Origin of the sequence: Streptomyces sp. NPDC047042, from assembly GCF_040644035.1 — a bacterium.
In the GTDB taxonomy this organism is placed as follows: Bacteria; Actinomycetota; Actinomycetes; order Streptomycetales; family Streptomycetaceae; genus Streptomyces.
Genome location: NZ_JBEYVP010000056.1, coordinates 1 through 22,652, shown reverse-complemented (window position 1 = coordinate 22,652; position 22,652 = coordinate 1). Strand labels below are relative to the sequence as shown.

The 22,652-nt window shown below is 68.2% G+C and carries 19 protein-coding genes, 2 other RNA genes and 3 pseudogenes; 18 read left to right on the top strand and 6 right to left on the bottom strand.

Features of this window, described 5'->3' with window-relative positions; all coding sequences use genetic code 11:
• Positions 1-36 precede the first annotated feature (36 nt).
• The 12 genes and pseudogenes from ABZ855_RS43065 (at position 37) to ABZ855_RS43010 (ending at position 11,138) form a co-directional block, all read left to right on the top strand.
• Positions 37-1,920: an alpha/beta fold hydrolase gene (locus tag ABZ855_RS43065; protein ID WP_360817688.1), complete on the top strand. Its 1,884-nt coding sequence runs from the start codon at positions 37-39 to the stop codon at positions 1,918-1,920.
• Positions 1,917-2,573 (top strand): hypothetical protein, encoded by a 657-nt coding sequence (locus ABZ855_RS43060; RefSeq protein ID WP_360817685.1) that lies wholly within the window; start codon positions 1,917-1,919, stop codon positions 2,571-2,573. Before ABZ855_RS43065 ends, ABZ855_RS43060 begins: the two co-directional genes overlap by 4 nt.
• A 2-nt stretch (positions 2,574-2,575) precedes the next feature.
• Complete coding sequence (locus tag ABZ855_RS43055; RefSeq protein ID WP_319205281.1) at positions 2,576-2,701, top strand: hypothetical protein; 126 nt, start codon at positions 2,576-2,578, stop codon at positions 2,699-2,701.
• A complete protein-coding gene (locus ABZ855_RS43050; protein ID WP_360817682.1) occupies positions 2,698-4,533 on the top strand; it encodes an ABC transporter ATP-binding protein in 1,836 nt (611 codons plus the stop codon). The genes ABZ855_RS43055 and ABZ855_RS43050 overlap by 4 nt, the downstream gene beginning before the upstream one ends.
• A 62-nt stretch (positions 4,534-4,595) precedes the next feature.
• Positions 4,596-4,796, top strand: a complete 201-nt coding sequence (locus ABZ855_RS43045; RefSeq protein WP_360817679.1) for a hypothetical protein — start codon at positions 4,596-4,598, stop codon at positions 4,794-4,796.
• A complete protein-coding gene (locus tag ABZ855_RS43040; RefSeq protein ID WP_360817676.1) occupies positions 4,793-5,590 on the top strand; it encodes a class I SAM-dependent methyltransferase in 798 nt (265 codons plus the stop codon). The genes ABZ855_RS43045 and ABZ855_RS43040 overlap by 4 nt, the downstream gene beginning before the upstream one ends.
• A gap of 26 nt (positions 5,591-5,616) precedes the next feature.
• Positions 5,617-6,456, top strand: coding sequence for an AraC family transcriptional regulator (locus ABZ855_RS43035; RefSeq protein WP_360817673.1), 840 nt, complete (start codon positions 5,617-5,619; stop codon positions 6,454-6,456).
• Between the two features lie 19 nt (positions 6,457-6,475).
• A pseudogene (locus tag ABZ855_RS43030) lies at positions 6,476-7,306 on the top strand (EamA family transporter); the annotation flags it as partial.
• A gap of 68 nt (positions 7,307-7,374) precedes the next feature.
• Positions 7,375-7,791: RNase P RNA component class A (gene rnpB / locus ABZ855_RS43025), an RNA gene on the top strand.
• 399 nt (positions 7,792-8,190) lie between these two features.
• A complete protein-coding gene (locus ABZ855_RS43020; RefSeq protein WP_360817670.1) occupies positions 8,191-10,149 on the top strand; it encodes a zinc-ribbon domain-containing protein in 1,959 nt (652 codons plus the stop codon).
• A 52-nt stretch (positions 10,150-10,201) separates the two neighbouring features.
• An RNA gene (gene rnpB / locus ABZ855_RS43015) (RNase P RNA component class A) lies at positions 10,202-10,602 on the top strand.
• A gap of 335 nt (positions 10,603-10,937) precedes the next feature.
• Positions 10,938-11,138, top strand: a complete 201-nt coding sequence (locus ABZ855_RS43010; protein WP_360817668.1) for a hypothetical protein — start codon at positions 10,938-10,940, stop codon at positions 11,136-11,138.
• On the opposite strand, the pseudogene ABZ855_RS43005 reads toward ABZ855_RS43010, so the two are convergent.
• Positions 11,129-11,212, bottom strand: a pseudogene (locus tag ABZ855_RS43005) (transcriptional regulator); the annotation flags it as partial. The gene ABZ855_RS43010 and the pseudogene ABZ855_RS43005 overlap by 10 nt on opposite strands.
• A gap of 8 nt (positions 11,213-11,220) precedes the next feature.
• On the opposite strand from ABZ855_RS43005, the pseudogene ABZ855_RS43000 reads away from it, so the two are divergent.
• The 5 genes and pseudogenes from ABZ855_RS43000 to ABZ855_RS42980 form a co-directional block, all read left to right on the top strand.
• A pseudogene (locus ABZ855_RS43000) lies at positions 11,221-11,519 on the top strand (transcriptional regulator); the annotation flags it as partial.
• A 520-nt stretch (positions 11,520-12,039) separates the two neighbouring features.
• Complete coding sequence (locus ABZ855_RS42995) at positions 12,040-12,795, top strand: aldolase/citrate lyase family protein (RefSeq protein WP_360817664.1); 756 nt, start codon at positions 12,040-12,042, stop codon at positions 12,793-12,795.
• A gap of 152 nt (positions 12,796-12,947) precedes the next feature.
• Positions 12,948-13,925, top strand: coding sequence for a cyclase family protein (locus tag ABZ855_RS42990; protein ID WP_360817661.1), 978 nt, complete (start codon positions 12,948-12,950; stop codon positions 13,923-13,925).
• Between the two features lie 14 nt (positions 13,926-13,939).
• The gene (locus tag ABZ855_RS42985; RefSeq protein ID WP_360817658.1) at positions 13,940-14,536 is read left to right on the top strand and encodes a nuclear transport factor 2 family protein; all 597 of its coding nucleotides are present in this window, start codon (positions 13,940-13,942) and stop codon (positions 14,534-14,536) included.
• 1 nt (position 14,537) lies between these two features.
• Entirely contained in the window at positions 14,538-15,677 is a 1,140-nt protein-coding gene (locus ABZ855_RS42980) for a zinc-binding dehydrogenase (RefSeq protein WP_360817655.1), read from the top strand.
• 125 nt (positions 15,678-15,802) lie between these two features.
• Here the strand turns inward: ABZ855_RS42980 and ABZ855_RS42975 are convergent, their stop codons facing one another.
• On the bottom strand, positions 15,803-16,726 hold the full coding sequence (locus ABZ855_RS42975; RefSeq protein WP_360817652.1) for a LysR family transcriptional regulator: 924 nt from the start codon (positions 16,724-16,726) through the stop codon (positions 15,803-15,805).
• A gap of 310 nt (positions 16,727-17,036) precedes the next feature.
• Here ABZ855_RS42975 and ABZ855_RS42970 point away from each other — a divergent pair, with 310 nt between their 5' ends.
• A complete protein-coding gene (locus tag ABZ855_RS42970; RefSeq protein WP_360817648.1) occupies positions 17,037-18,002 on the top strand; it encodes a phosphotriesterase-related protein in 966 nt (321 codons plus the stop codon).
• A gap of 246 nt (positions 18,003-18,248) precedes the next feature.
• Here ABZ855_RS42970 and pntB read toward each other — a convergent pair whose 3' ends face one another.
• The 4 genes from pntB to ABZ855_RS42950 all read right to left on the bottom strand — a co-directional run bounded on the left by pntB (position 18,249) and on the right by ABZ855_RS42950 (position 22,643).
• A complete protein-coding gene (pntB, locus tag ABZ855_RS42965) occupies positions 18,249-19,667 on the bottom strand; it encodes a Re/Si-specific NAD(P)(+) transhydrogenase subunit beta (RefSeq protein ID WP_360817783.1) in 1,419 nt (472 codons plus the stop codon).
• 7 nt (positions 19,668-19,674) lie between these two features.
• Positions 19,675-21,204 carry a Re/Si-specific NAD(P)(+) transhydrogenase subunit alpha gene (locus ABZ855_RS42960; protein ID WP_360817645.1) on the bottom strand — a complete coding sequence of 510 codons (1,530 nt, stop codon included), beginning with the start codon at positions 21,202-21,204 and terminating at the stop codon, positions 19,675-19,677.
• A 550-nt stretch (positions 21,205-21,754) separates the two neighbouring features.
• Positions 21,755-22,441: a TetR/AcrR family transcriptional regulator gene (locus tag ABZ855_RS42955; RefSeq protein ID WP_360817642.1), complete on the bottom strand. Its 687-nt coding sequence runs from the start codon at positions 22,439-22,441 to the stop codon at positions 21,755-21,757.
• A 40-nt stretch (positions 22,442-22,481) separates the two neighbouring features.
• Positions 22,482-22,643 carry an SDR family oxidoreductase gene (locus ABZ855_RS42950; RefSeq protein WP_360817780.1) on the bottom strand — a complete coding sequence of 54 codons (162 nt, stop codon included), beginning with the start codon at positions 22,641-22,643 and terminating at the stop codon, positions 22,482-22,484.
• Positions 22,644-22,652 lie beyond the last annotated feature (9 nt).

The following is a 22,652-nucleotide window of genomic DNA, read 5'->3' as shown; positions in this document are numbered from 1 at the left end:
ATTCCTCCCGTCATTCCGGGAAGGATCACCTCTGCGGTGTTCGGACCGGCTCCGGTCGGCAGGGATCGCGCCATCGGCATGTCCGAGCGGCTGGCCGCGGTGTCCAGCCTGCAGTCCTCCCTGGAGTACCTGACCCAGCGCAGGGACATCGAGAAGGGCGGCATGAACGACTGGGAGGTCGCCCGGCAGTACCTGGCCGGCGCCGGCCCCCTGACCCGCCGTCTGGTCGACAGCGTCAGCGGGGTGCGGACCACGACAGCCCTGCACGTCGCCCGCTCCGCCGTGGCCCTCGGCATGCTGCTGCCCGGCGACTCCCGCTGGCGGGGCGCCGGCAACGTCTTCCTCGGCGCGTCGTCGGCCCTGCTCTCCCCGCGCCACCACTACGGCGGCGACGGCTCCGACCAGGTGGCCACACTGGTGCAGCTGGCCACCGGCGCGGCCCGCCTGGTGCCGTCACCGGCGGCCAAGGACGCGCTGGTCTGGTACGCCGCCCTGCAGGCCAACATGGCCTACGCGATCTCCGGCTGGGTCAAGCTCTTCGGCGAACCCTGGCGCGACGCCAGCGCACTCGGCGGCGTGATGCGCACCCGTACGTACGGCCACGAGGGCATGCACCGGTGGACCCAGGAGCACCCGAGGACCGCCAAGCTGCTCACGCACAGCGTGCTGGCACTGGAGTGCTCCTTCCCGCTCGTCTACGCCGGGGGCGGCCGGCTGACCCGCTCCATGATCACGAGCGCCGCCGCGTTCCACGTCGCCAACGGCTACTTCATGGGCCTCAGCAGGTTCGTGACCGCCTTCCCCGCGTTCCACCCCCTGGTCGCCTACACCGCCGCCCCCCGGTCCCACCCCACCGTCGCCGGCCGCGACGACCGCGCCCTGACCGCCGCGGCCGTCGCGCTCGCGGGCGGCACCCTCGCCGCCGCAGCCACCGCCGTGCGCCGCCGCCTGCGTACCACCGAGGGCTGGCACACCTCCCGCACGCTGACCACCCGGAGCAAGAACCGGCTCCAGTACGAGGAGTACTCGCCGGGCGATCCCCAGCAGCCGGTCGTCGTGCTGGTGAACGGGCTGCTGTCGACCAGCGAGCACTACGCGTGGATCGCCGAACGCCTGTGCTACGAGACCCGGTACGGGGTCATCACCTACGCCCGCGCCGGATACGCCGGCAGCCACCGCCACGCCACCACGGGCTTCCGGCTGTCGGAGTCCGTCCAGGATCTCGTCGACCTCGTGAACGGCGCCGTCGCCCCGAACCGCAAGGTGATCCTCGTCGGCCACTCCATCGGGGGCGAGCTCGCCCGCCGGGCCGCCCGTCACCTGGGCGACCGGCTCCAGGGCATCGTCTACCTGGACTCCTCCCACCCCGGCCAGTTCGCCAGTGGACTGGGCGCGAGCGAGAAGGGCCTGGCAGGCAACCTCTCCACCGTCGGCCGGGCGCTGAGGCTGGGCACCGGCATCCTCCTCAACCGACCGGTGTGGATCGGTGAACTGCCGTACGCCTACCGGAAGAAGGCCTTCGCGCAGTACGCGGACGCCCGTATGTGGGAGGCCGCCCGCCGCGAATGGAAGGCGATCCGGGCCGACTTCAGGTCCTTCACCGGCGCGCTCGCCCGTATCGAGGGCATACCCGCGCTCGTGGTCTCCGCCCAGCGGACCGTGGACCGCAACCCCGAACAGCTGCTGCTCCACAAGGAACTCGCCGAGGCCCACACCGGCGCGCGCACCGAGACCGTGGTCATCGAGGGCGCCACCCACGAGACCATGCTGATCACCAGCCGCTACGCGAACCAGGTCACGGACCGCGTCATCGCGTTCTTCGACAGCCTGGGCGCCAATTCCCCCACCACTCAGGCCGCGTCCTCCTCCCACCCCTCCAGCCCCTCCCGCCCCGTCGGCCGGAAGGAGACCGTCCGATGACGTCCCTGCCACGTACGCGGCTGAAGAACGCCCTCACCGGAGAGGGCGCCCCCTGGCGGATCGCCGGAGCCGCGGTGCTCCTGCTGACCTTCGCCGGCCAGCACCCCCACCACGACTTCAGCCGGGTCCGGACCCGGGACCACTTCTCGCTCCTGCCGAACTGGCGGTTCTTCGCACCGCACCCGGCGATGTTCGACTACCACTTCCTGTACCGCACGGTGAGCGGCGACGGCTCGGCCTCCACCTGGCGCGACGCCAGCGGCATCGTCGACCGCAAGCCCATGCACCTGGTCTGGTTCCCGACCCGGCGCGCCGACAAGTCCGTCTTCGACGCGTGCCAGGAGATCCTGCCGCGCCTCGAACAGGGCTTCGCGGCCGCCGCGCAGACCCCCGGCTACCGCCTGATCACCGAGCACGTACGCACTCGTATCGCGGCCGAGGACACGCAGGCCGACGGGGTCAGGGGCTTCCAGTTCGCCCTGGCCTCCGGCACCGGCTACGACCTGCGCCAGGGCCCCCGGCTGATGTTCGTCTCCCCGTTCGTCCCGCTGGACCCGCACGCGCCGAGCACTCCGCTCACCGCGCCCTCCACCAGTAAAGCGTCCGCCCCATCCACTCCGCCCGCGTCCGCCCGGTCCGAAGCGAGGGCCTGACCATGACCCTCGACAACCCCTTCTTCCTCAGCGGCCTCGCACTCGCCGGGGTCGGCCTGGTCCGGGCGGCCCTCCTGTACGTACAGCTCATACGCGGGCGCAAGCGGGACGGGAGTGACCCCGAGTGAGCCCCACCGGCACGCGGCCCCCGGCCAGGCCGCGGGCCGTGCACCGGGCGGTCCCGCAGCTCCACCTTCATCTCCTGTGGGGCAAGGGAGCCAAACCGTGGCGGGCGCTCGGCCGGCACCGCAAACTGATCGCGCTCGGCATCCTGCTGGGCCTGCTGGGCGCCACGGCGTCCCTGGCCCAGCCCGCGGTCATCGGCGCACTGGTCGCCACCGTCGAGGACCGGCAGCCGGTGACCGAACCCATCCTGTTCGCCGCCGTCCTGTTCATCGCCGACGCCATCCTCGGCGCCCTCCACTCGTACGTGATCGGGCTCGCCGGCGAGAACATCGTCTACGACATCCGCAGCAACCTCGCCTCCCGCCTCCTTCGCTCCCGGTTCCGGGCCTACAGCGGCTGGAAGCAGGGCGACGTGTTCGCCCGGATGGTCAGCGACACGCTCCTCGCCCGCACCACGATGACGCACGCCATCGACAGCATCATCCAGAACGGCTTCCTGGTCGTCGGCGGCCTCGCGCTGATGGCCTGGGTCGACGAGGTACTGCTCCTGGCCACCGTGGGCTGTCTCGGCGTCACCAGCCTCGTCTCACTCTGGCTGGCGCGCGGGGTGCGGAAGGTGTCGATCACCAACCAGACCGACACCGGCAACTTCGGCTCCGCGCTGCTGCGGGTGCTCGGCGCGATGCCGACCGTGAAGGCGTCCCGTGCCGAGGCCCGGGAGGCGGAGGGCATCGCGGACATCGCGAAACAGGCCCGCAAGTCGGGGATCAAGGTGACGGTGCTGTCGTCACTTCTCGACCCCACGATGAGCATCGGTACGCAGCTCGCCCTGACCGTCGTCATCGCCCTGGGCGCGGCCCGCACCGCGACCAGCGACATGACCGCGGCCAACCTGACGGCCTTCATCCTCTACCTGTTCTACCTGGTGGCACCCCTCCTGACCCTGTTCACCTCCATCGCGCAGTTCCAGGTCGGCCGGGCGTCGATCGACCGCCTGGCCGAGCTCGGCGAGATCGAGGTGGAGGGCGACCGGCCGACCCGGCCCCCGGCCGAGCGCAAGCGCGGCGCCCGCGCCCCCAGGAACACCTACGGCAGCGGGCTCGCCTTCGACTCGGTGACCTTCGCCTACCCCGGCAGCGACAAGGTCGTCCTCGACGACGTCTCCTTCAGCGTGCCCGCCACCGGGCTCACCGCGGTCGTCGGCCCGTCCGGCGCCGGCAAGAGCACCGTGTTCCAGCTCATCGAACGGCTCTTCGACCCCGTGTCCGGGGCGATCCGCATCGACGGCACGGACATCACCGACCTGCCCCTGAACCAACTCCGGTCCATCGTCGGCTACGTCGACCAGGACCACACCCTGCTGCGCGGCACCGTACGCGACAACCTCACCTACAGCGCCCCGGACGCCGGCGACAAGGACATCGCCGAGGCGCTGCGCATGGCCAACCTGACCGAGGTGATAGGCGCGCTGCCCCAGGGCCTGAGCACCGAACTCGGCGACCGGGGCGCAGGCCTGTCGGGCGGTCAGCGACAACGCCTCGCCATCGCCCGTACGTTGCTGCAGGCCCCCCGGTTCCTGCTGCTGGACGAGGCCACCGCCAACCTCGACACGGAGTCGGAGAGCGCGCTGCGCGACAGCATCACGATGATCTCCGGGTTCTGCGCGGTCATCGCCATCGCCCACCGGCTGTCCACCGTCACCGACGCCCAGCAGATCGTCGTACTCGACCGGGGCCGGGTGAACGCCGTCGGCACCCACGACGAACTCCACCGCCACAGCGACCTCTACCGCCGGCTGGCCCGGCTCCAGGAACTCAGCGACGTGGCGCCCTGATCCCAGGACGCAGCCACAGATCCCGCCAGAAGAACCGGAGAACCGAAGGACTGGAGAACGTGATGAACGACTTCCTGCTGGCCCCGCTCGTCGTGGCCGTCGGCATCGTCGGCTTCCTGATCGCCACCGGGGCCGTCAGCCTTCCCGCCGTCATCGGCAGCGCCCTCGTCGTGCTGTTCGGCGCCTGTTCACAGGCCAGAGGGAACAGCCACCCGAGGACCACCCGGACCACCCCACCCAAGAAGCGGAGGCAGCACCCATGAGCACGTTCACCAAACCCACCACGCAAGGCATCGTCGACGACATCGGCTACGGCAGGCAGTTCGACGGCTTCTACCACCGCCTCTTCCCCGACGACGCCTCCGTCACCGTCGAGGTCGACCGGCTGGCCTCCCTCCACCCCGACGCGGCCTCGGGCACCATCGAGTTCGGCGTCGGCAACGGGCGGCTCGCGCTCCCGCTGTCCCGCCGTGTCGGCCGGATCACCGGCGTCGACTCCTCGTCCGAGATGCTCGACGTCCTGCGCCGGAACCTCACCGACGACACCCCCGTCGATGCCGTGCACGCCGACATCCGCACCTACACCGCCGACGGCCACACCGTGGGGCTCGTGTACTGCGTCTGCGCCACCCTGTCCATGCTGCTCACCCCCGAGGAGCAGCAACAGGCGGTGCGCCGCGCCGCCGACCTGCTCGCCCCCGGCGGCCGGCTCGTCCTGGAGACCCACAACAAACCGGCCGTCATCGCCCTGCACGAGGGCCGCGACCGCGACACGTACTTCACGCCCTACCCCGAGCCCGGCACCGGCCTGCAGAGCCACTCCCTGCTGCTGCCCGAGGGCTCGCTGTGGCACCTCTCCCACGTTTGGTACGAGTCCGACGGCACCACCCGCGTCGGCACGGAGGTCTCCCGCCTGACCGCACCGGAGGAAATGGACGCCTACGCCCGGGCCGCCGGCCTGGTACCGGAGGCCCGCTTCGGCGACTGGCCCACCGACGCGGAGCCGTACTCCTCGCGCTCACCCCTGGCGATCTGCACATACGTCAAACCGTCGTAGCGACAGCCGCGAAGTACCGTGGAACCGTGAGCGCAGTCGGGGGCAGACGGGAACAGGCACGCTGGACCAGAGCGAGGCTCGGCCACACGGGCCCCGCCCTGGACCTGCTCACCGCCTCCTTCGACCGGCACGTCTACGCCCCGCACGCCCACGACGAGTTCACCGTCGGGCTGTACGTCGGCGGCTCGGAGGTCATCGACTACCGAGGTGGCCGTCTGCGCCCCGGGCCCGGTTCCGTGGTCGTACTGGAACCCGGGGAGATGCACACCGGCGGCCCGGACACCACGAACGGCTACGCCTACCGAGCGCTGTACGCCGACACCTCCCTCCTCACGGACGGCACCACCACCGGCTTCCCCCACTTCCGCGAGCCCCTCGTCCACGACCCCGAACTGGCAGCCGCCTTCCGCGCCGCGCACACCGACCTGAGCAGCTGCCCGGACCCCCTGGAGGCCGAGTCCCGCCTCCCCTGGCTGCTCACCGCCCTGGCCCGCCGCCACTCCACCGCCCGCCCGCTGGACGACAGGATCCCCGGCGCGCACCACATAGCCCACGCCGTACGCACCCGCCTGGCCGACGAACTCACCACCCCGCCCTCCCTCGCCGACCTCGCCACCGACCTGGGCCTGTCCCGCTACCAACTCCTGCGCGCGTTCCGGACGACGGTCGGCATCCCCCCGTACGCCTGGCTGGCCCAGCACCGTGTGACCCGGGCCAGGGCCCTGCTGGAGACCGGACTGCGCCCCGCCGAGGTGGCCCCCCTCGTCGGCTTCGCCGACCAGGCGCACCTGACCCGCTGGTTCCGACGCGTCCTGGGGGTCACCCCGGCGGCGTACCGCAACAGCGTTCAAGACGGGGACCACTGAGGCACCCCAGACTGCCCGCATGACTGCACGCGGCTGGTTGTTGTTCTCCCTGATGGGAGTGGTCTGGGGCATCCCGTACCTGCTGATCAAAGTGGCCGTGGAGGCCGACCTCTCTCCATCGACGGTGGTGTTCACCCGCTGCCTGCTGGGCGCCGCCCTCCTCCTCCCCTTCGCGATCCGCCAGGGAAGCCTCCCCCACACCATCCGCACCCACTGGCGTCCGATGCTGGCCTTCGCGGTCATCGAGATCATCGGCCCCTGGTGGACCCTGACGGACGCGGAACGCCACCTCTCCAGCTCCACGGCGGGCCTCCTGATCGCGGGCGTCCCGATCGTCGGCGTCGCACTGGCCCGCTTCTTCGGCAGTACGGAGAGGCTGGGCGCCCACCGTCTCACGGGCCTGACCCTGGGCCTGGCGGGCGTCGCGGTCCTGACCGTCCCGCACCTGACCGGCGGCGACGCCCGCTCCCTCGCGGAGGTCCTGCTGACGGTGATCGGCTACGCCACGGCCCCCCTGATAGTGGCGCGCCACTTGCAAACCGTCCCGTCGCTCCACCTCACAGCACCGTGCCTGGCTCTGGCGGCTCTGGTCTACGCCCCGGCGGCGGTGCTGACCCGCCCGGCGGAGCTTCCGTCTCCCGAGGTTCTGGCTGCGCTGGCCGTCCTGGGCGTGATCTGCACGGCCCTCGCCTTCGTGGCGTTCCTGGAGCTGATCAAGGAGGTCGGCCCGACCCGGGCCACGGTGTTCACGTACGTCAATCCGGCGGTCGCGGTGGCGGCGGGCGCCCTGTTCCTGGACGAACCGCTGACGGCCGGCATCCTCGCCGCGTTCGCCCTGATCCTGGCGGGCTCCGTCCTGGCGACGGCCACTGGACCGCGTCGGGGCGGACGCCCGGTAGCATGGTCGACACGGCAGACGAGCCGGGCGGACGGCCGCGTGGACACCCCTTCGGGGGCGCTCCCCGAGGAACGTCCGGGCTCCACAGGGCAGGGTGATGGCTAACGGCCACCCGGGGTGACCCGCGGGACAGTGCCACAGAAAACAAACCGCCGGGGATTTCGGTCCCCGGTAAGGGTGAAACGGTGGTGTAAGAGACCACCAGTGCCCAGGGCGACCTGGGCAGCTAGGTAAACCCCACCCGGAGCAAGGTCAAAAGGGAGTGCTTTCCAAGGATAGGAAAGGGCTCCTGCGCGGACGTTCGAGGGCTGCCCGCCCGAGTCCGCGGGTAGACCGCACGAGGCCGGCGGCAACGCCGGCCCTAGATGGATGGCCGTCTCCCCGGGCCCCGCGAGGAGCCCGGGTGACAGAACCCGGCGTAACATCCGAGTACCGTTCCCACCCGGTATTTGCCCAGGTCAGAGGGCTGCGGTGTGGAGAAAATCGGCGGCCGGGTCGAATCCGGGTCGAATTTCATGGTGCGCGTGCAGCGTGACGTACGCCGTCTGAAACACCATTCACCGAAAACGCCGTGACCAGCAGCGTTGCGCCCGACAGCAGGACTCCTCGGGCGATACAAAAATATTGTCCGGAGAGTCCCGCTCGGTCAAAGCTGGATGATTGGGACAACGGCCCGCCCTGTCAGACCTCACTCGTATCCTCACGCCGTGATCCCATCTCAAGGCTCAGGCGCATCCCGGAGTGACGCGGCAGCGCTCGCAGCCTGGCCACCTCAGCCAGTGCCGCTCGACACCGGGAGCGGCGGACGCGAGGACCGGTTACGGATGCTTCGTCAGATGCGCTCCGTCTGGAACGACTTCAACGGGGCCCGCCGTGAGCTGATCAAGAAGGAACTCGCAGCGGCCCAGGCCCGACAGGCCGAAGTCACCGCCTACTGGACTCGACACAAGGTCACGGTCAAGGACCGGTGGGACAGCCGTACCGGTGGCCGGGGAGAAACCACCGTCGCGGACATCCCGGAGGTCGCAGCGCAGTGGCACCCTGACAACCTCGCCCTACCCGAGAACGTCTTGGCGACAGCTCAAAGACGCGGTGAGGTCAGCCCACACCTGTGGCAATGCCCCCTTGGCCTCGGCCATGAACCGTGGCTGGCCTGGCCCAAGGACCGTATCCAGAAAGGCGCGGGGTGCCCCGAGTGCCGCCGTTTGATCCGGCTCACGGACCTTCCGAACCTGGCCGCCCAATACCGAGGACAGAGACCGGCGAGCGACATCACCCACGCTGCGCACGAGAGCGTGCCGTGGACCTGCCGGACATGGGCGGTCGACCCAAGTACCGGAGCATGGCGGCCGGTTGAACACCGTTTCGAAGCGGTTGTCAAAGAGCGGGCCCTTCAGGGAGACGGCTGCCTGGTGTGTGCCGGGTACGTGATCGACGATACGAACTCGCTGTTCACCTGGTTTCCGGAAATCGCGGACGAGTTGGATGCTCCGGACCTTGACCCGCGTGGGCTGCCTACGAGTCAGCACAACATCCCTCGGATGCAGGCTGCTGAAGCCGACAGTAAGGGCATGTATGCAACCCTGCCTTGGCGGTGCCGTCACGGCCACGGCTGGGAGGCTACCGTCCTCAATCGTGTTCAGGGCACGGGCTGCGGGCAGTGCTCGACCTCTGGGATATCGAAGGAGCAGGTCCGGCTGGTTGCTGAACTCGCGGGACTCATCGACCTCGTACCGCCGGGGAGCCGGGATCCACGGTTGCCGGACGGCGTGCCCGACTTCGCCTCGCACCAGCTCGCCGTTCCACCCGAGTACAAGCCGGCCCACAGGCTCTACAAGGACGTCGAGGTCGACGCGGTCTTCCATCTGCCTCACGGTGTCCGCGTAGGGCTCGAGTACGACGGCGCGTTCCACCACTCGGCCAGACACAGGGACCGCCGCCAGTACGAGAACGACAAGAGCCGGGTTCTGGTTGAAGCAGGGCTCCTGGAGCTGCTCATTCACGTGAGGATCGGTGATCTACCGGAGATGGTGGCCCGTCACGCTCTGGTCGTGGCGGTGCCTGAGCGGGCCACTGCCTATGAGCAGACCAGTGCGGTGGCCTCGGCCCTCTCGGCGCGCTTCCCCGAGGCTGCGGCGGGCCTTGAGGCGTACCTCAACGGCGGCACGGCCCGGCACCAGGCCGCTGCCGATGCCTACATCACTGCGGTATGGGGCGAACTGCGTCCTCCGCGCCGAAAGCCAAAGAAGGCGGGCTCGCCGACACCGCGCCGCCTCTCACCAACGGCCCCGCACCCGGACAGCCTGCTGTCACCCGTCTCCGAGCCCTACCGGAACCCGGAAAACCCGGATGAGATCATCCGCGACTACCAGTGCGCATGCCGAAATCCAGCGATCTTCCCCGCTGTCCAGTCCCAGGTGACCTACGGAAACACCCGTAGCTGCGGATGTCTGGCCACGCAGGCCAGGCGGCGTCGGCGACCAGCTGTCTCTGGGACCGAGACCCGTGCCGTCCGAGCCTGGGCTGACCAACGGGGGATCGCCATCGGTGGCAGCGGCCGGGTCCCGGACCGAGTGACGGCTTCCTACCGGCTCGACCAAGCCGAGCGCGAAGACTTGCTCGGCCCGGATGGGCTGCTCGACGAGGCAGGCGTTCGCGAGTGGGCCGTACGCGAAGGACGCCGGCTGGGCGCGAGGGGCAGGGTGACTGGAGAGCTCTGGCTCGACTACTCCACGGAGGAGCTTGGGGCTGGGATACACCTCAAGGAGAAGTCGGATCGGGTCGCCAGTCGTTGATCGAAGAAACCGGGAGCCGCGCCTCGTCGGCTACCATGGTCGACACGGCAGACGAGCCGGGCGGACGGCCGCGTGGAACCCTCAGGGGCTTCCCCGAGGAACGTCCGGACTCCACAGGGCAGGGTGGTGGCTAACGGCCACCCGGGGTGACCCGCGGGACAGTGCCACAGAAAACAAACCGCCGGGGATCTCGATCCTCGGTAAGGGTGAAACGGTGGTGTAAGAGACCACCAGTGCCCAGGGCGACCTGGGCAGCTAGGTAAACCCCACCCGGAGCAAGGTCAAAAGGAAGCACCCAGGTGTTTCTGCGCGGACGTTCGAGGGCTGCCCGCCCGAGTCCGCGGGTAGACCGCACGAGGTCGGTGGCAACGCCGACCCTAGATGGATGGCCGTCTCCCCGGCCGCCGCGAGGCGACCGGGTGACAAAATCCGGCGTACAGCCTGACTCGTCTGCCGTTCTGAATCTCCGCAGTTCAGAGCACTGTTCGGGTCGAATTCGGCCCGCTTATTGTCCGCCCTGTCTAATCCGTGCAGCGGATAGACGGGATATATCGGGTGCGCTCTCGGTGCGGGGAATTGGCCGGAAGCTGGCCAGCGGTGTGTCGGGAAGCCTCGGACGGATCGACAGTGTTGTCCGGGGTCTCCCCGGCGAAGCGAACGGATGTCGCCCGGGAGAGTCGGGTTGGAATCCTGCACGACGGTGACGCTCGGTGTGGCGCGGTGGCCCCAGGGCGCCCAGGGCTGGATCGTGCCAGATTCCGCGCGGCTGCCTTCAAGCGGCTGTGAAAGTGATCGACGTTGACGAGACCTCGTTGACTGCTCTTGCCAGGAACCACTGGCTTCTGGCAAAAGCGGTGATGTGCGGCATGGCAGTTCCCGTCCCTGTCGGCGGGGCGTTCGGGGAGTTCGGGGTAGAGGTCATCCATGCTGCCTTCGGGGAGGTAGCGGCGGAAGAAGGTGATCCATTCGTCGTGCATCTCTCCTGGTAGCGGGGCCTTTCGAGGATCCCCGCCTGGGTGAGCATCTGGAGGCGGGCGGCCAGGACCGCGCGCGGGATGCCGAGGTAGTCCCCCGCCGCGCGACGAGTACGTCCTCACCGACCGCGGCATCGCCCTGTGGCCCACCCTGCGCACCCTCGACCTCTGGGGCCGCACGCCGGCGCGAGCGCGCTGCGCGTCTTCCAGCGCGCCGAGTGCGGCACCGAACTCGGCTCCTATGGCGAATGCCCCAAGCGCGCGACCGTCGTACCGGCCGAGGACGTCCCCATGATCCCGGGTCCAGGACTGGACCCCGACCCCGCGGCCCCGGTCAGCCGGGCTCTGCTCCGGCCGAAGAGGCTCTTGGAGCCCGTCGTGGTCGATCAGGGATAGGTGGAGGAGGGCTCCCGGAGCGGAAGACGGAGACAGGTGGCGGCCGTGATCCGCGGCAGACCGCATCCGTACCTCGTTCACGCCGGTAGCCGAGACTGCGGCGCTCCCACCGTCATCCTGAGGCTGTGTGCCTGACAGTCCGTCTGCATGAGACGCAAGCGGGCTTGCAGGCCAAGGCGGCGCATCCCCCGCCCTCGGACAGGCGGCGCAACTGTGGGCGCAGCGGTCCGGAGGGGGCCTTGTCCGGCGTGCCGGGGGAGGCCCTGATGCAACCAGAACGGCGATCCAGACGCACCAGTCCTATTGCGGGCGCGGTCACTGCCCTGCGGACGTTTGATGCATCTCGCACATGGCAACTGCGTCTTTTTGCATTGGACACAACGTTCAGCGTCAGTTTGCATTGTTGACAGCTCGAAAGCTTCGACTCGATCTCTCTGGACATGGACGTCCCCCAGGGCTTCACCTCGCGGCTCGGGCTGAATCATGCAAGTGAAGTGCGAAATGACGATGGAGTCACCGGATGGCCAAGCGAGCAAGGGCAACGTTCGACGAGATCATCAGCGTCGGGAGGAAGCCGGCCGGCTCCTTCGTGATGTCGACGGACCCGAACACGACGATCGTCTACGGCCGCGCCGGTTATGACTGGGTGCTCATCGATCGGGAGCACGGGGTGATGGATGAGCTCGCCATGCGCGGTCACCTGCTCGCCGCGGAAGCGACCGGTCTCGTCCCCATCGTGCGGGTGCTGCACAACAGTCCTCCCTTGATCCAGCAGGCGCTCGACGCCGGCGCGCAGGGCATCATGGTTCCCAAGGTCGCATCCGCGGAGGACGCGGCCAGAGCCGTCGCGGCGACTCGTTACCAGCCGGGCGGCCGTGGCATGTGCCCGGTCGTGGCGCCCGCGGGTTTCACGAGCGATGGATGGGCCGATTACGCCGGCGACATGAACAGCAACGCCATCCTGATGCCCCTGATCGAGACGCGGGCCGGCGTCGACAACATCGACGCGATCTGTGCCGTCGACGGCGTGGACTACATCTTCTTCGGGCTCGCCGACCTGTCGCAGGACATGGGAATCGACATGCTGGAGGACGCGGACGCACTCATCGCCATGTGGGAACAGGTGGTAACCGCGGCCCACCGGCACGGCGTGCGGGCAGGTGCCCCCCTCGGCTACGGCTTCGACGGCCTTGCAGACTTCGGGAGCCTCGCCAGCGACCTGACCATGCTTCGTACGGCGGCCGATCAGGTGCTGGCGCGTTGGCAGAAGGGCTAGACGGGCCACTGGAGCCCTTGGGCGAGGCCACCCCGTAGTGGGGGGAGGGCGCGCAACAACCAACTGACGTCTGCACGGGCGGTTGCTTTGCGCGGTCCCGTATCAGGAAGGGCGATCACCCGATCGCAAAGTGAACGAAGGACGAACAAGCAATGACCGACCCCGACGAACGAGCTGGCGCCGAGCAGATCGAGAGGTACTTCCAGTCGCTCTCCAACTGGGGACGCTGGGGGGACGACGACCGTCTCGGAACGCTCAACCTCATCACTCCCGCCGTACGACTCGCAGCCGCCGCATCTGTGCGCCGCGGCGAGGCGGTGTCCCTTGCCGGGGACCTGGACCCCGAGAATCCCGACCCGCTTCACGCCGGTGTCTCCGCGGTGCATCGCGACTCGAAGATCGGTGAGGTGGAGCACTTCCTCGGGCGCAAGGCGCGTTGGGACGCGATCGCCGAATCGATCTCGATCAGTCCACACGGCGGAAACACGCACCTGGACGGACTTGGCCACTACAACTGGGACGGGAAGACCTACAACGGATTCTCCATCGCGGAATCGACGGACGAGACCGGCTCCAAGCACCTCGACGTCCGCCACGCGAGCGATGGGATCATCACCCGAGGCGTCCTGCTCGACATCGCCGGGCTCTTCGACGTCGAGTTCGTCGAACGTGGCTACGCCATCACCCCCGAAGATCTCCTGGCTGCCGAGAAGAAGCAGGGTGTGCGGGTGCGCTCCGGGGACGCGCTCCTGATCCACACCGGCAACGCCGCGGCGATCCTGAAGGACGGCCCGCTCTACTCCACCGAGGAGAAGGGTGTGCTCGACGGGGTGCAGGCCGGCCTCGACGTGTCATGCCTGCCGTTCCTGCACGAGCGCGAGATCTCTGTCATGGGGACGGACGGCACCCACGATGTGCAGCCACCCCGGCTCGCCGACTTCGACTTCGCACGACCCATCCATGCGGTGAGCCTGGTCGGCATGGGGCTGTGGCTGATCGACAACATGCATCTCACTGCCCTCGCCGCCGCGACCACGCGCGCACGCCAGTGGGACTTCCTGTTCACCGCACTCCCCTGGCGGTTCATCGGGTCCACATCCAGCCCGCTCAACCCGGTCGCGGTCCTCTGAAAGGAGCATCACCCATGTCCGACGAGAACGACTTCTCTCTCGCACGAGCCGCGGATCGCGCCGAGATCACGCACCGACTGCACCAGTTCTGCCGAGCCGTCGACCGGATGGACCTCGAGGCCCTCAACGAGGTGTTCCACCCCGACGCCGACGACGATCACGGCGTGTTCAAGGGCTCTCCGGCCGGATTCATCGAGTGGGCGCGGAACCGACACCGCACCATCGACTTCTCCAGCCACCACCTGACCAACGCCTACGTCGAGTTCGCATCCGAGGACGAGGCCTTCGTCGAGTCGTACCTGCTCATCTGGCAGAGCGTCACCCCCAGTTCGAGCATCATGGCCGGAGATTCGGACGACGAAGCCCCCTACGAGATCCTTTCGAGCAATCGGTACGTCGACCGCTTCACCCGTCGCGAGGGCCGTTGGCGCATTCAGTCGCGCACGGTCGTACCCGGCAGCACGACGCGGGTCGGTGGCGAGGGGTCTCTCCCGCTGTCTGCCGGCTTCGTCGCCTACAGGCGAGACGAGCACGACTACGCCGAACAACTCCGCGCCGAGTTGGGCGTGAGACCCGGCAAGAAGTCCGACGCGAACACCAGGAGGGACTGACATGGCTACTTCTGCCACCGCACTGGTTCAGACCGGCCCCCGAGCCGTGGAGTTCCAGGAGATCCCGCTGCCCAAGCTCGAGGCAGGGGCGGCACTGCTGCGCGTCGAGGCCAACGGCATCTGCGCAAGTGATCTCGACGCGTTCGCCGGCCACGGCGGGGGCATGGACCCCTCGTACAAGGAGCAATACCCCCGGATCAACGGGCATGAAATCGTCGGGGTCATCGAGGAACTCGGCCCGCCGAGCGCCGATCGCGCCGGTCTGAAGGTCGGGGACCGGGTCGCGGTGAACCCGTGGCTCGCATGCGGGTCCTGTCCCGGGTGCCGACGCGGCGATCCGCAGTTCTGCACCGGCATGGACTTCCGTCCCAGCTGCTACGGATTCATTCCGACGTGGGTGGGCCCCAGCCTGTGGGGCGGATACTCGACCCACGTCTACATCCATCCTCGGACGATCCTCTACCCGTTCCCGCAGGAGATCGACCCGCTCGACGCGGCCCTGTGGAACCCGCTTTCCAACGGCATCCAATGGGCCGTTCTGGATGCTGGTGTGCGACTGGGAAGCCGCGTCGCCATCCTGGGTTCGGGCCAACGTGGGCTCGCCTCCGTCGCCGCCGCCAAGGCCGCGGGAGCCGGTCTGGTCGTGTCCACCGGCCTCACCAGCGATCGTCACAAGCTGGACATGGCCCTCCGGCTCGGAGCCGATGCGGTCTTCGACGTCCAGACGAGCGACTTTGTGTCCGAGGCGCGCGCGCTCACCGGCGGTCAGGGGTTCGACGTCGTCATCGACACCACGCCCGGCGCCGAGCAGCCCGTGCTCGACGGCATCGACATCCTCCGCACCGGTGGCACATTCGCGTCGGCAGGTATCAAGGGACACACCCTCGGCCGGTTCCCGATCGACCTCATCACCGTCAAGGGCATCCGGATGATCGGGGTACTGGGTTCCAGTCACCAGGCGATGCAGATGGCCGCCGACCTGGTGATCTCCCGAACCCTGCCGCTCGGAGAGCTCAGGACCCATGTCTTCGGGTTCGACGAGTTCCCCCGCGCACTCGAGGTGCTCGAAGGGAAGATCCCGGAAGAGCAGGCGATCAACGTGGTCGTCACACCGACGTTCACCGAGTCGTCCAGTGCGTAGCTCGGGCGTGCCCTGTCGCAGGACTTCGTCGCCGCAGCGAGGAAGCAGATCGAGATCATGTGGTCACTGGTCACTGGTCACTGGTCACTGGTGACTGCGGGTCTGCCGGAGGGGGCGCTGCGTCCTCAATGAGTGTGTTCCGGCTCGCTCTCCGCTGACATGACTTCGGACATCAGAGCGAAGAGGCTCTGGGTGATACGCGTCGCACTGTCGGACAAGCGGCGCCCGGCCGCTCGCACGAGGCCCCAGTCGAGCGGGACGTCCTGAAGCTCGGAACCGGGAACCATGATCAGCCCGAGATCGGGTCGAACCGCAGGGAGCACAGTGCTTCCGATCAGGACGAAATCGGACACCTGAGCGAGCTTGGCAAGCAAGTCGTAGTTGTCCATCTCGATGACCGGGCCGTGGAACGCTTCCCCCTCGAAGAGATGCTCCGCGTCGAGGTCGCGGATGAAGGTGCCTGCCGCGACCGGGAACGATGAGAGAGGCCGGCCATCGCGGCCCTGGAGCAGAGGATGACCCTCGCGGACCAGCAGACCGAGTTTGCCACCAGGAATTTTCGATGCGGCGAACTGATGCGCGGACGCAAACCCGTCCGACCCTCGGGGGATGCCGCCGATGAAGAAGTCGATCTGCCCGCTTCGCAGCAGACTCCGCATGGTGCTGTTCGACTCGACAGCGATCTGGTAGCGGGCCCCGAGAACCTCCAACTCGGGTAGGAGTCGCGGCAGGAGAAGGGCAGCCGCGATCGACCCCATGCAAAAGCGGACGTGGCGGTCACCCCCTTGCCCCAGCAGTTTGAGCGCTTCGGCGTCCACCCTGCTGCGCTGCAGGACGTCCTCCGCCATCCGGATGAATTCGGCTCCTTGCTCGGTGAGCCGGGCACCGAACCTTCCTCGCTCGAAAATCTGGATGCCGTACTCCCGTTCCAGTGTCTGCACGCTCCGCGTGAGGGCCGACTGAGACAGAGGGATGACGGCAGCGGCGGCGCCGTAGGTACCCTCCCTGGCCACGACGACAGCGTGATTGAGCCGCACCAGATCGATCATGAGCGTGCTCGCCGGTCCTCAGACATTAGATGCATGGAGTGCATCGTATTCGCTTCCCTTTGCATTGGACACAACGCGCGAAGTCCTATTGCATCGTTAACAGTTCGGAAGCTTCGATCCAATCTCGCTCTGGTATGCGGTCGTCTCCGATGCGTGCCTCGAAGCTCAAGCTGCTTGTCCGTCTCGGACGGAGCAGGGTGCGTCCAGCACAGAGACGTCGTCGTCGCTCGCAGAGCGAAACGGCGAACTGAAACGCCCCCCGGACCCAGGGGAGCCCGTTCAACACCCTCAGCGTCAAAGGAGACGCAACATGACATCCATTCAGTCAGTAGCCGGCCCCATCGAAACCGGCGAGCTCGGCTTCGTGCTGATGCACGAGCACATCCTCATGCGTGACCACAACGTCGTTGTCAACTACCCACACCTGTTCGACCGGCGGAAGGAACTGGACGAGGCCGTCCAGAAGCTGCGCGACCTCAAGGAACAGGGCGTGAACACCATCGTCGACCTGACGACCGTGGACACCGGCCGTGACATCCGCTTCATCGAGGACGCCACCCGCGAGAGCGGGATGCAGGTGATTGCCGCGACCGGGATGTGGTGGCAGCCGCCCGCTTTCTTTGCGACTCGGAGCGTCGACGTGCTTCTCGACTGCTTCCTCACGGACATCCGTGAGGGAATCGCCGGTACCTCGGTGAAGGCGGGCATCATCAAGGTGGCCACGCACACCGAAGGCGTGACTCCGCCCATCGAGATGGCGCTGCGAGCAGGAAGTAGGGCGCACCGCCAGACGGGGATTCCGATCTCCACGCATACGGACGCGCACGCCTACATGGGCGACGAGCAGCAGCGCATCTTCCTCGAGGAGGGCGTGGACCTGTCACGGACCGTCATCGGCCACTCGGGCGACTCGACCGACCTTGACTACCTGAAGCGGCTCATGGATCGGGGCTCGTACATCGGCATGGACCGATTCGGCCTGGACGGCGTGGGAGAGGAGCGCTTCGCCACCACCCAGGAGCGCGTTGACACCATTGCGCAGCTCTGCAAGGAGGGCTACGCAGAGAAGATGGTGCTCTCCCACGACGCCAGTTGCTGCTGGGAGATGTTGCCTGGCGACCACCCCGTGCTCGAGGGGAACCCGAACTGGCACCTTTCCCACATCCTTGACGACGTGCTGCCCATGCTGCGGCAAGCAGGGGTCACGGAAGAACACATCAACGAGATGGGCGTGGGGAACCCGCGGCGCATCTTCGAACAGACCGGCGGGTACTAAGCGCGTTACAGAAGGCCGGGATCTGGATATTTCCCTTGTATGCATGGGGTGTTGAGGGCCAACCCCTTGTGCCTCCCCCACCACCTGCGGTCGCCGATGTGGTCCGGTGGATCATCGGCCGTCCTGAAAACCAGAGCGACTAGCGCAGGTGGTCGGGGAACGGGCAGCATCGGAGTGGCCCGACGGCCGTGTGCGAACGCGAGCCCGACATGCATCGCGGTGGACACGACCGTGCACGCACCCGGTTCACAATGCCTGGAGGATGTCCTCCACTCGGTCCTTGGCGTCGCCGAAGAGCATGGTGCTGTTCTCGCGGTAGAAGAGCGGGTTCTGGACACCGGCGTATCCCGATGCCATGGATCGCTTGAAGACGACCACGTTGTCGGCGTCCCATACGGTGAGCACAGGCATGCCGGCGATCGGGGACGCCGGGTCCTCGGCGGCGGCCGGGTTGACGGTGTCGTTGGCGCCGATGACCAGGACGACGGAGGTCTTCGCGAAGTCGTCGTTGATCTCGTCCATCTCCATCACGATGTCGTACGGCACCTTCGCCTCGGCCAGCAGCACGTTCATATGGCCCGGGAGCCGGCCCGCGACCGGGTGGATGCCGAAGCGGACGTCCACGCCCCGCTCGCGCAGCCTGCGGGTCAAGTCGGCGACGCCGTGCTGTGCCTGGGCTACGGCCATGCCGTAGCCGGGCGTGATGACGACGGAGTCCGCTGCGGCGAGCAGGTCGGCGACGCCTTCGGCGGTGATCTCGCGGTGCTCTCCATAGTCCTTGTCGTCGTCGGGGCCCGCCTCGACGCCGAATCCGCCGGCCAGGACGGAGAGGAACGAACGGTTCATCGCCTTGCACATGATGTAGGACAGGTAGGCACCCGAGGAGCCGACCAGGGCGCCGGTGATGATCAGCAGGTCGTTCTCCAGCAGGAAGCCCGACGCGGCGGCGGCCCAGCCCGAGTAGCTGTTGAGCATCGAGACCACCACGGGCATGTCGCCGCCGCCGATGGAGGCGACCAGGTGCCAGCCCAGCAGCAGGGCCAGCACGGTCACCACGACGAGCAGCCACAGCTGCGGGTCGACCACGAACCACGCGGTGAGCGCCGCGAACGCGACCAGGGTGCCGAGGTTGAGGATGTTCCTGCCCGGCAGCATGAGCGGCTTCGCCTTGATGCGTGCCGACAGCTTCAGGAACGCCACGACGGAGCCGGTGAAGGTCACCGCGCCGATGAAGACGCCGATGAACACCTCGGCGGAGTGGATGCCCAGCAGATCGGCGGCGCGCAACTCGTCGGCGGCGGCTGCGTGGAGGTGGCGTTCGACGTGCAGGTAGCCGTTCCAGCCGACCAGCACCGCCGCGAGTCCGACGAAGCTGTGCAGCAGGGCGATCAGCTCGGGCATGCCGGTCATCTCTACGGCCCGGGCGCGCCACAGGCCGATCGCCGCACCGATCGCGGTGGCGCCGACCAGCAGTGCGAGGCCGACCGGTTCGACGTCGTGGTCGATCGCCAGGGCGATGGTCGCGACGAGCGCGACGGCCATGCCGGTGATGCCGTAGGTGTTGCCCCTCTTGGCGGTCTCGTGCTTGCTCAGGCCGGCGAGAGCGAGGATGAACAGCAGGGCTGCGACGAGGTACGCCGCCTGGGCGGCGGTCTGTACGGTGATCACGGGCTCAGCTCCTGGAGAACATGGCGAGCATGCGGCGCGTCACCGCGAAGCCACCGAAGATGTTGATGGAGGCCAGCAGGATGGCCCCGGCTGACAGGGCGGTGACGGCGGCGTTCTCCTGGCCGATCTGCAGCAGGGCGCCGACCACGATGATCCCGGAGATCGCGTTGGTCACCGACATGAGCGGTGTGTGCAGCGCGTGGTGCACATGGCCGATGACGTAGTAGCCGATCACGATCGCGAGCGCGAAGACGGTCAGGTGCGCCTGAAGGGCAGCGGGGGAGACCGCCACCAGTGCGAACAGCGCTGTGGCCGTGGCGCCCGCGACGCCCAGCCGCCTGCCCGTCGACATCGGCTGCTTGGCGGGAGTCTCGGCGGGTGCGGCGGCTGCCGCCGGCGTTGCCGCCGGGGCGGCCGACACCTCGACCGGTGGCGGGGGCCAGGTGGACTCGCCGTTGCGGGCGACGGTGATCGAGCGCTGGACGACGTCCTCCCAGTCGAGGAGCAGCCGGCCGTCCTTGTTCGGCGTCATCAGCTTCATCAGGTTGACCAGGTTGGTGCCGTAGAGCTGGGAGGCCTGCGCCGGCAGTCGGCCGGCCAGGTCGGTGTAGCCGATGATCGTCACACCGTTCTCGGTGACGACCTTCTCTCCCGGCACCGTGCCCTCGACGTTGCCGCCGTTCTGCGCGGCCATGTCCACGATGACCGAGCCGGGCCTCATCGAGGCGACCATGTCCGCGGTGATGATCCGCGGTGCCGGGCGGCCCGGGATCAGCGCGGTGGTGATGATGATGTCGACGTCCCGGCTCTGCCGGGCGTACAACTCCGCCTCACGGGCCTTGTAGTCGTCCCCCATCTCCTTGGCGTATCCGGTCGCGCTGACCTCGACCTCCGGGGACTCGATGGACACGTACTCCCCACCGAGCGACCTCACCTGGTCGGCCACCTCCGGACGCGGGTCGGTGGCCCGCACGATCGCCCCCAGCGACCCCGCCGCGCCGATCGCGGCCAGGCCGGCCACACCGGCGCCGACCACCAGCACCTTCGCCGGCGGCACCTTGCCGGCCGCGGTCACCTGGCCCGTGAAGAACCGGCCGAACCCGTGCGCGGCCTCGATCACCGCGCGGTAGCCGGCGATGTTGGCCATCGACGACAGCACGTCCAGCGACTGCGCCCGCGAGATCCGCGGTACGGCGTCCATGGCCAGGGCGGTGATCGACCGCTGGGCCATGTCATCGGCCAGGTCGGGGTTCAGTCTCGGGCCGAGGATGCCGACGAGGGTGGAGTGGGGCCGCAGCCGGTCCAGTTGCTCGGTGGCGGGCGTGTTCACGACGAGGACGATGTCGCCCGCGGACGCGTCGCCGATCCTGGCTCCCGCCTCCGCGTACGCCTGGTCGGAGAAGCCGGCTGCCACACCCGCGCCGGACTCGACGACGACCTCGTAGCCGAGCTTCAACAGCTGCGCCACCGTGGCCGGCGTGGCCGCGACCCGGGTTTCGCCGACGGGCGATTCCCTCAATACACCTACGATCATGTGCGTCTTCCTATGTCGGACAAAGCGCCCTGGTCGGCCACTTTGAATACTCGAATTGCTGCGCGGAGCCCTTGGCCTGCCGCGGCCTTGGTACTCGGAACGTCCGTGCAGCGGCGATCGGTGGGATTGCAAGACTGAAGCCCAGCGCGACAGGACCAGAGGGGCCCTGGTCTGCAACGCTGCGTCTGCTTTGAGACACTCGCGGATGATGATCTTTTTCAGGTCACGCGCTGTTTGCGGGTGGCGCTGAGCAGCCGGTATGGCCGCGATGGTCGACGCCGCAGAAGGCCGACACCGTTACAGCGGGGGAGACGTCGCCCCCCGGGGCGCACGTGGTGGACGATTCGTCGATCACTGGTCGATGCCCACGCCGCCGGGCGCAACGCCGGGAGCGTACGTGAGCAGACCACGGTCCCCGCTCAGCTGTCGGCTGCTGGAAGGACTGGTCGCGCTCGCCCGTCTTCGTTGCTGGTCGGGTCACCCCTGCCTGCACGTGTCCCGGTAAGGGAACGTTTCGGGGTTCTGGCCGTGTGGCCTGGTGGTGTGGGGTTCAGGTTCCGGTGCTGTAGCGGGTGAGCATGAGGGTGACGGCTTCGTCGACGATGGCGGTGTCGGTGGGGTTGGGTGGGATGAAGTCGGTGCGTACGAGTTGGGGCCACAGGAGCTGGGCGCAGATCATGCCGAGGAACTGTTCGGCCACGGCGGACGCCGACATCGGTTGCCCGTCGGCCGTGCGGAAGTCGAGGGTGCCGGCTTGTGCTTCGGCTTCCAGGTAGTCGCGGAGGCGGTCGAAGAAGGGTCCGCGGTCGATGGCGAAGCCGGTGCCTACGATGTCGGCGAGTTCCGGCATCTGGGGGAGTTCGGTGATGATGAGGCGGCACAGCGCCGCCGTGCCGGGGCGTGCGACGAGGCAGGCGTAGTCGCGGCCGATGTGGTCCAGGCCGTATCGGGGGTCACCGGGCCGGGGTGGTGCGGCGTACTCCACGTCCAGCTGCCATTGCTCGGAGGTGACGGCCGCGAACAGTGCGGCCTTGGTGGGGTAGCGCTTGAAAAGGGTGCCGGTGGAGACGCGGGCCTGCTTGGCGATCTGGGCGAGGGAGGTCTTGTCGTAGCCCCGGACCAGGAAGAGGTCGCGGGCCGCGCGGATGATGCGCGCGCGGTTCTCCTCTTTGATCTGCGCGTGATACCCCGTTGCGCAGGTGTCGCCACCGGTTACCGCTTGCTCCTCCACCGACATGCCCATGTCCCTCGCCCGTCATCCGGCCGCGTCCTCGCTGTCAGAGGACGGTCGAGCCTCCGTCCAGGATAAGGTCCTGGCCGACGGCGAAGGCGGAGATGTCGGAGGCCAGGTAAACGACGGCTTCGGCGACTTCCTCGGGCATGCCCATGCGGCCCAGCGGGATGCCGGCGCTGATGCCTTCGAGGACGGCTGCCTGGATCGCGGGGTC